The 7920-nt window shown below is 74.3% G+C and carries 9 protein-coding genes and 1 pseudogene; all 10 read left to right on the top strand.

Features of this window, described 5'->3' with window-relative positions:
• Positions 1 to 138: 138 nt before the first annotated feature.
• On the top strand, positions 139 to 483 hold the full coding sequence (locus tag BEP24_RS15260; RefSeq protein ID WP_065964845.1) for a flagellar basal body protein: 345 nt from the start codon (positions 139 to 141) through the stop codon (positions 481 to 483).
• Positions 480 to 875, top strand: coding sequence for a flagellar basal body rod C-terminal domain-containing protein (locus BEP24_RS15255; protein ID WP_065964843.1), 396 nt, complete (start codon positions 480 to 482; stop codon positions 873 to 875). Before BEP24_RS15260 ends, BEP24_RS15255 begins: the two co-directional genes overlap by 4 nt.
• Positions 875 to 1225, top strand: coding sequence for a flagellar hook-basal body complex protein FliE (gene fliE / locus BEP24_RS15250; RefSeq protein ID WP_083230422.1), 351 nt, complete (start codon positions 875 to 877; stop codon positions 1223 to 1225). Before BEP24_RS15255 ends, fliE begins: the two co-directional genes overlap by 1 nt.
• The gene (gene fliF, locus BEP24_RS15245) at positions 1225 to 2889 is read left to right on the top strand and encodes a flagellar basal-body MS-ring/collar protein FliF (protein WP_065964841.1); all 1665 of its coding nucleotides are present in this window, start codon (positions 1225 to 1227) and stop codon (positions 2887 to 2889) included. Before fliE ends, fliF begins: the two co-directional genes overlap by 1 nt.
• The gene (fliG, locus tag BEP24_RS15240; protein WP_083230421.1) at positions 2886 to 3935 is read left to right on the top strand and encodes a flagellar motor switch protein FliG; all 1050 of its coding nucleotides are present in this window, start codon (positions 2886 to 2888) and stop codon (positions 3933 to 3935) included. Before fliF ends, fliG begins: the two co-directional genes overlap by 4 nt.
• Positions 3928 to 4614, top strand: coding sequence for a hypothetical protein (locus tag BEP24_RS15235; protein WP_065964839.1), 687 nt, complete (start codon positions 3928 to 3930; stop codon positions 4612 to 4614). Before fliG ends, BEP24_RS15235 begins: the two co-directional genes overlap by 8 nt.
• Positions 4611 to 5951, top strand: coding sequence for a FliI/YscN family ATPase (locus BEP24_RS15230; protein WP_065964837.1), 1341 nt, complete (start codon positions 4611 to 4613; stop codon positions 5949 to 5951). Before BEP24_RS15235 ends, BEP24_RS15230 begins: the two co-directional genes overlap by 4 nt.
• Entirely contained in the window at positions 5951 to 6382 is a 432-nt protein-coding gene (locus BEP24_RS15225; protein ID WP_065964835.1) for a flagellar FliJ family protein, read from the top strand. The genes BEP24_RS15230 and BEP24_RS15225 overlap by 1 nt, the downstream gene beginning before the upstream one ends.
• A complete protein-coding gene (locus tag BEP24_RS15220; protein ID WP_065964833.1) occupies positions 6379 to 7107 on the top strand; it encodes a C40 family peptidase in 729 nt (242 codons plus the stop codon). Before BEP24_RS15225 ends, BEP24_RS15220 begins: the two co-directional genes overlap by 4 nt.
• Positions 7104 to 7920, top strand: a pseudogene (locus BEP24_RS17870) (hypothetical protein); the annotation flags it as partial. The gene BEP24_RS15220 and the pseudogene BEP24_RS17870, both read left to right, overlap by 4 nt.

Genomic DNA, 7920 nt, shown 5'->3' with positions numbered 1-7920 from the left:
CGTTCGGGGCGGCCGCTTACGCCCCGACCCCCAGGGCCGACAGACCCCCGCGAGCACGGATCGCTCACCCCTCGGCCACGGATCGGCCACAGCCACCCGTCGGCGTCCCCGGACGTCGCGCCCCACGAGGACGGCCCCGTGTTCGATTCCGTGACGAGCGTCGCGCTGCAGAGTGCCCTCGACGGCCTCTCCCTGCGCCAGCGCACCATCGCGAACAACATCGCGAACATCAACACGCCGAACTACCACGCCGAGAAGGTCCGGTTCGAGGACACCCTCGCGCAGTCGATCGTGCACGGTGACGGCCACGCCGAGGCGACCACCTCGCGCAGCCTCGAGCCGACGAACACGAACGGCAACAACGTCAACCTCGACCAGGAGACCCTCTCCAACGTCGACACGGTGCTGCGCTACCAGTTCGCCACGCAGGCGATGAACAGCGAGCTCACGAGCGTGCGCGCGGCGATGCGGACGAACTCGTGACGACCTTCGACGCGATCGGCATCGCGAGCACCGGCCTCACCGTGCACCGGAAGTGGCTCGACGCGGTCTCGGACAACATCGCGAACGCGAACACCGTGCGGTCGATGGACGACTCCGCCTTCCAGGCCCGCTACGTCGAGGTGCAGGAGGGTGCCGGCACGTCGGGCGCCTACGTCAAGGGCGCCGCGTTCGGCAGCGCCGCCGGCCGCGTGACGTACGACCCGGACAACCCGCTCGCGAACGCCGAGGGCTACGTCCGGATGCCGGACATCGACCTCGGGACGCAGATGGCGGACCTCATCATGGCCCAGCGCGGCTACCAGGCGAACGCCGCCGTCGTCGACCGGGCGAAGACCGCCTACGAGGCGGCCCTGCAGATCGGGAAGAACTGATGCCCATCGACGCCGTGAACGGTGTGACCACGAACGCGATGACCCGCGCCTTCCCCTCGATGACCGACGTCACCGGCGCGACCGGCGCATCCGGCGCGACTGGCACCGCGGCGACCACCGGCGCGACCGGTGACGGCTTCGGCGCGAGCATGACGAACGCCGTCGACGGCCTGCAGCAGCTGCAGGACACGTCGAAGGCCCTCGCCCTCAAGGCCGTGACCGGCAACCTCGACGACATCCACGACGCCACGATCGCCGCCACCCGCGCGCAGGTCACGCTCGAGCTCGTCGCCGCCGTCCGCAACAAGGGCGTCGACGCCTTCAACGAGATCATGAGGATGCAGGCCTGATGCCCACCGCCGTCCGGAACACGCTCGGCCGCCTGGTCGCCTACGTCAAGGGCTTCTCGGCCGCGCAGCGCACCATCGCGATCATCGGCATCGCGGCCGTCGTGCTCGGGGGCATCGCCCTCGCGAGCTTCCTCGGCAAGGCGTCCTACGCGCCGCTGTTCACCGGGCTCGCCGCCGCCGACGCGAGCTCGATCACCGACCAGCTGAACACCGACGGCGTGCCGTACCAGCTCACCGACGGTGGCGCGACGATCCTCGTGCCGCAGTCGCAGGTGTACTCGGAGCGGCTCAAGGCCGCGTCGAACGGCCTGCCGTCGTCGAACGAGGGCGGCTACTCGCTGCTCGACAAGATGGGCGTGACGAGCTCCGAGTTCCAGCAGGACGTCACCTACAAGCGGGCGATCGAGGGCGAGCTCGCGAAGACGATCTCGTCGATGGACGGCGTGAAGGCCGCCACCGTGCAGCTCGCGATCCCGAAGAAGACCGTCTTCACCGCCGAGGAGAAGGACCCGACCGCCTCGGTGTTCGTGGCGACCCAGAACGGCAAGCAGCTCAGCACCGACCAGGTGCAGTCGATCGTGCACCTGACGAGCGCCGCGGTCGAGGGCATGCAGCCCACCGACGTCTCGGTCGTCGACTCGAAGGGGCAGACCCTGTCCGCCGTTGGCACCGGCGCGACCGGCAGCGGCGCGGACCAGGCCGCCGACTACGACGCGACGACGAGCAAGAAGATCCAGGACCTGCTCGACACGACCCTCGGCGCCGGGAACGCCAGCGTGGTGGTCGCCGCGACGATGAACCAGCAGTCCGGCACCCGGACGCAGGAGAGCTACACGAACCCGACGACGGGTCCGATCGCGCTGAACGAGTCGAGCACGACCGAGCAGTACGGCGCGGGCTCCGGTGCCGGCGGTGCCGGTGCGACGGGCGTCCTCGGGCCGGACAACATCGCCGTCCCGAACGGCACGGGCGCGAACGGCGACGGCGGCTACAAGAACGAGTCGGCGACGAAGAACAACGCCGTCGACCACACCACCGAGACCACGCAGATCCCGGCCGGCGGGGTCCAGCGGCAGACCATCTCGGTCGCGCTGAACTCCCGCGCCGACGCCGTGAAGAACGCCAACCTGCAGAGCATCAACGACCTCGTCGCCGCGGCGGCCGGGGTGGACAACGTCCGGGGCGACCAGGTCCGCGTCGCCATGATGGACTTCGACCGCAGTGCCGCCGACGACGCCGCGAAGGCGTTGAAGGAGCAGGAGCAGGCCGACCAGCAGGCCAGCACGTGGTCGGCGATCCGCACCGCCGGCATCGTCCTCGCCGTGATCGCGGCGGCCATCGTGCTCGCGATCGTGCTCGCCCGTCGCGGCCGTCGCCAGGAGCGCGAGGCGGTGGACGTCGGCGAGCTCGACGCCTTCGCCGGGGAGACCTTCGAGCTGCCGCTGGCCCTCGACGACGCCGAGCGCACCCCGCTCGGTGCCGCGGACGCGCCGACCGTCGCCCTGCCCGCGATCCCGCACGACGACGCCCCGACCGAGGTGCTCACCACGGACGAGATCAGCGCCGAGCGCCGGCGGCAGGACATCGCCGCGCTGGCCGAGCGCGACCCGAAGCGCACCGCGGACCTCCTGCGCGGGCTCCTCGACGACCGGGCGTCGGTGTGAGCGCGCTCGTCCCGGCCCCCGCCGCCGGGGGAACGGCCGACCGCGCGCTGAGCGGCGCGCAGAAGGTCGCGCTCATCCTCATGCAGATGGAGACCGAGCGCGCCGCCGAGGTGATGAAGCAGTTCACCGAGCTCGAGGCCGAGGAGATCTCCGCCGAGATCGTCCGGATGCGCCGCGTCGACGACGCCGTGGTGGACCGCACGATGACCGAGTTCCACCGGATGACCCAGCGCGGTCGGGTGCAGAAGCGCGGCGGCAAGGACGCGGCGCTCGGGCTCCTCGAGGCCTCGTTCGGCTCCGAGCGCGCGGCGGGCGTGATGGACCGCCTGGCCTCGAACCTGGCCGGACAGTCCTTCGAGTTCCTCGACGACGCCGAGCCCGGCCAGGTCGTCTCGCTGCTCGAGGGCGAACTGCCGCAGACCATCGCCCTCGTGCTCGCCCACCTCAAGCCCGCGCAGGCGAGCGCCGTGCTCGCCGGGGTCGACGAGCGCGCCCGCACCGACGTGGCGCAGGCCTTCGCCACGATGGGCAGCGCCACGCCCGAGGCGGTCGGCATCGTCGCCGGGGTCCTCCGGCAGCGCGCCGGGGCCGTCGTGTCCCCGCGCGAGAGCATCGAGGTCGTCGGGGGCATCGCGCCCCTCGTCGACATCATCAACCGTGCCGACGTCGCGACCGAGAAGGCCGTGCTCGAGGGCCTCGAGGCGCGCGACCCCGAGCTCGCCGAGGACATCCGCTCCCGCATGCTCACCTTCGCCGACATCGTCAAGCTCGAGTCCCGCGACATCCAGCAGGTGCTGCGCGGCATCGACTCGAAGCTCCTCGCGACCGCGATGAAGGGCGCGCCCGGCCCCGTCGTCGAGACGATCCGCGCGAACGTGTCGGAGCGCAACCGCTCGCTGCTCGACGACGAGCTGCAGGCCATGGGCCCGGTCCGCGTCTCGCAGGTCGAGGAGGCCCGCGCCGAGGTCGTCCGCTCCGTGCGCGAACTCGAGGCGCAGGGCGTCATCACGGTGCACCGCGCCGAGGAGGACGAGCTCGTTGACTGACCCCGTCGTCCAGCGCATCGCGTTCCCCGCCCTCGGCGGCACCGCGACCCGCGACCGGTCCGCCGCCGCAGACGTCCGCGGCCACGCGGCCGGCTACACGGCCGGACTGCGCGCGGCGCAGGCCGACACCGACGCACTGCGCGCCCGGCTCGAGGCCGAGCACGCCGCCCGGCTCGCGGCCCTGCAGGCCGACACCGCGCGCCGGGTCCAGGTGCTCGACGCCGCGACGAACGCGCTCCTGTCGCACGTCGCACCCGTCCTCGCCGACGCCGAGGAGTCGGTCGTCGCGGCCGCGCTGGAGCTGGCCGAGGCCGTCGTCGGGGACGTGGTCCGCGCCTCCCGTCAGGAGGAGCTGGGCGCGTCCGACGCGACCCGGCAGTCCGGCCGGGAGGCGCGACCCACCACCGGCGCGGAGGCGACGGTCCGACGTGCGCTCGCCTCGGTCGACCGCACGATCGCACTGGCCATCCGCGTGAGCCCTGCCGACGCCGCCCGCGTCGCGGACCTGGACCTGCCGGTCCCGGTGGTCGGCGACCCGGCGCTGCGCGACGGCGACGCCGTCGTCGACCTGCCGCACGGTCTGCTCGACGCGCGGATCGACGCCGCGCTCGACCGGGCCCGCTCGGCGCTCGGCGCGCCGGCCCGACCGGCCGCCGCCCCGACGGAGACGTCCCGGTGACCGCGACCCTGCTGCGCCCGCGCGGCCTCGACGACGCCCTCGCCGCGGCGGCACCGCAGCGCGTCGGCACCGTGACGAGCGCGGTCGGGCTCGGCCTGACCGTCGCGGGACTCGACGCCCGGATCGGCGACGTCGTGACCGTGGGCACCGAGGGCGGCCCGCAGACCGCCGTCGAGGTCGTCGCGACCGACGCGGACGGGGTGCGCTGCATGCCCCTCGGGCGGCTCGTCGGCGTGACCGCGGGGACCCCGGCGCGACCGACCGGGCGTCCCGTGCTCGTGCCGACCGGCACCGGGCTGTTCGGCCGGGTGCTCGACGGGCTCGGGCGACCGATCGACGGCCGCGGACCGCTCGCCGCCGACGCCTGGGTGCCGCTCGACCACGCCACGCCGAACGCGATGGCCCGCACCCGGATCGACACCCCGATACAGCTCGGCGTCCGCGTGCTCGACACCCTGACCACGGTCGGCCGCGGGCAGCGCATGGGCCTGTTCGCCGGCTCCGGCGTCGGCAAGTCCTCGTTGCTGTCGATGGTCGCGCGGGGGAGCGACGCTGCCGTCAACGTCATCGCGCTCGTCGGCGAACGCGGGCGCGAGGTGCGGGAGTTCCTGGAGGACGACCTCGGACCCGAGGGCCTCGCCCGCTCGATCGTCGTCGTGTCCACCTCGGACGAGCCCGCGCTCATGCGCCTCCGGGCCGCGTTCGTCGCGACCCGGATCGCCGAGTCGTTCCGCGACGCCGGCCAGGACGTCGTGCTCATGATGGACTCCCTGACCCGCGTGGCGATGGCCCAGCGCGAGATCGGGCTGTCGGTGGGGGAGCCGCCGGCCACCCGGGGCTACCCGCCGTCGACGTTCTCGGTGCTCGCCGGGCTGCTCGAACGTGCCGGCACCGACCGTGTCGGCAGCATCACGGGTCTGTACACGGTGCTCGTCGACGGCGACGACCACAACGAGCCGATCGCCGACAGCGCCCGGAGCATCCTGGACGGCCACGTCGTGCTCGACCGGAAGCTCGCGGTCACCGGACACTTCCCGTCCGTCGACGCGCTCGGTTCGGTGTCGCGCGTCGCGTCGAAGGTCACGTCCCCCGGGCAGCGTGCCGCGGCGACGACCCTGCGCACCGTGATGGCCGCACGGCGGAACGCGCAGGACCTGCTCGACGTCGGCGCGTACCAGCGCGGCACGAACCCGCTCGTCGACGCCGCGGTGGACCACCAGGGCGCGATCGACGCGTTCCTGCAGCAGGGCATGGACGAGCGCGCGACGGCCGAGGCGTCGTGGCACGCGCTCGACCGCCTCGTCGCGACGCTCGTCCCGGCGGGAGGGGTGCGCTGATGGCCCGCCGCTTCCCCCTGGCCGGGCTCCTGCGGCTGCGGCACGCCGAGCAGGACCGCGCCGCGGCCGAGCTCGCCGCCGCGAACGGCCGGGTGCGCGACGCAGCCGACGCCCGGATCGCCGCACGCCGGACCCTGGCCGACGCCGAGGGCTCGACGGTCGTCCGCGACGCCGCCACCCTGAGCGCGGTCGCCGCCGCCCGGGCCTCGACGCGCGGGATGCTCGAGGAGCTCGACGCCGTCGCGAAGACCCGACGCGCGGACGCCGACGCCGCCCAGACCACCTACAACGCCGCCCGTCGGGCCGCGCTCGGCCTCGAGAAGCTCGAGGACCAGCACGACCGCGAGGAGGCGGCAGCCGACCTGCGCACCGAGCAGGCCGCACTCGACGAGATCGCGGCGCGGAGCCGCGCGGAAGGTGGTGCCCGATGAGCGTCGACGCCGTGCTCTCCCGCATCGACGAGATCCGGTCGCGGATCGACGCCCTGCGCGCCGACGTGAGCGCCCCGACGGGTGGCGCCGCGAGCACCGCCGGATCCGCCGCGTCGTCCACCGCGTTCGCCGACGCCCTCGCGACCGCCACGGGCACGGCACCCGGGACGGTGCCCGCTGCGGACGCCGGGGCCGCGTCGCCCGCGACGTCGGTCGACGCCGGGCGCGGCTCGATCGCCACCGGCAGCGGAGCGACGGGTGCCGACGTGGTCGCCGACGCGAAGAAGTACCTCGGCGTGCCGTACGTGTTCGGCGGCACGACCCGGTCGGGCATGGACTGCTCGGGCCTCGTGCAGACGGTGTTCAAGGACCTCGGCGTCACGATGCCGCGCGTCGTCCCGGACCAGGCCGACATGGGCGTGCCGGTCGGCTCGCTGAAGGACGCGAAGCCCGGCGACCTGATCGTGCCGAAGGGCGAGCAGCACATCGTCATCTACCTCGGGGACGGCAAGGTGCTGCACGCGCCCCGGCCCGGGAAGGACGTCCGCATCGTGGACAACTGGTACAAGGACTCGGACATCGCGACCATCCGCCGCATCGTGCCGTCGGACGCCCCCGCGGCGAGCGCGGCGACCCCGGCTGCCCGTGCGGTCGGCGGTGCCGGCTCGGCAGACCTGCAGACGGCGGCCCTGCTGTCGATGATGCGCTCGGGGAGTGCGGCGTGAGCCCCGTGACGACGGGCCTGCCCACCGCCGGACCCACGGTGGCTGCCGGTCCGCTCGGGCAGCGTGCGGCGCGCGGTCCGTCCGGCGTCTCCGACTCGGCCGTCCCGTTCGGGGCCGCGCTGGCCCGGGCCGGTCGCTCGGCCGAGGGACACCAGGACACCGGGACCGGCTCGTCGTCGAAGCCGACGTCGAAGCCGACGTCGAAGCCGACGTCGACGACGGACCGCACGAGCCCGGGCACCGGCGCCGGGACGGACACCGGCTCGACGAGCCCCACCACCACCACCACCACGCCGTCGGCCACGGACGCGACGGCACAGCCCGTGTCGGCACTGTCGGCGGCGCTGTCGGCTGCAGTGACGCCGACGACGACGCCCGCGCCGGGGACGGCCACCGCTCCCGCTGGTCTCGGCACACCGGCCGGCGCGGTCGGTGCGGCATCCCTCGCAGCGGATGCCACAGCGACGGACGCATCCGCAGCGTCGGCGTCCGTGTCGGCGCAGCCCGTACTCCCGGCGCCCGGCAGCGCGTCGACCCCGGCAACCGGTACTGCCACTGCCGGCCGGGAGTCCGCATCCGTGACGACCGCTCCGGCCCCCTCCGGTCGCCCGACCACACCGGCTGCTCCGGGCCCGCGGGCCGGAGTCGGCACCGCCGCAGACCCCGGGGCCGTCGCGACCGGTGTGACCACCATGGGGACACGCGCCGGCGCGACCGCCGGAGCCTCCGCCGACGGCACCGCCGGGACACCCGCTGCCGCGACCCCCGGCGCACCCGCCGCTCCGGCGGGCACCCCCGGCGCGGGCGTCGTCG

The sequence above is a fragment of the Curtobacterium sp. UCD-KPL2560 genome, from assembly GCF_001705035.1.
Lineage (GTDB): Bacteria > Actinomycetota > Actinomycetes > Actinomycetales > Microbacteriaceae > Curtobacterium.
This window is presented reverse-complemented; position numbering and strand designations above follow the sequence as displayed.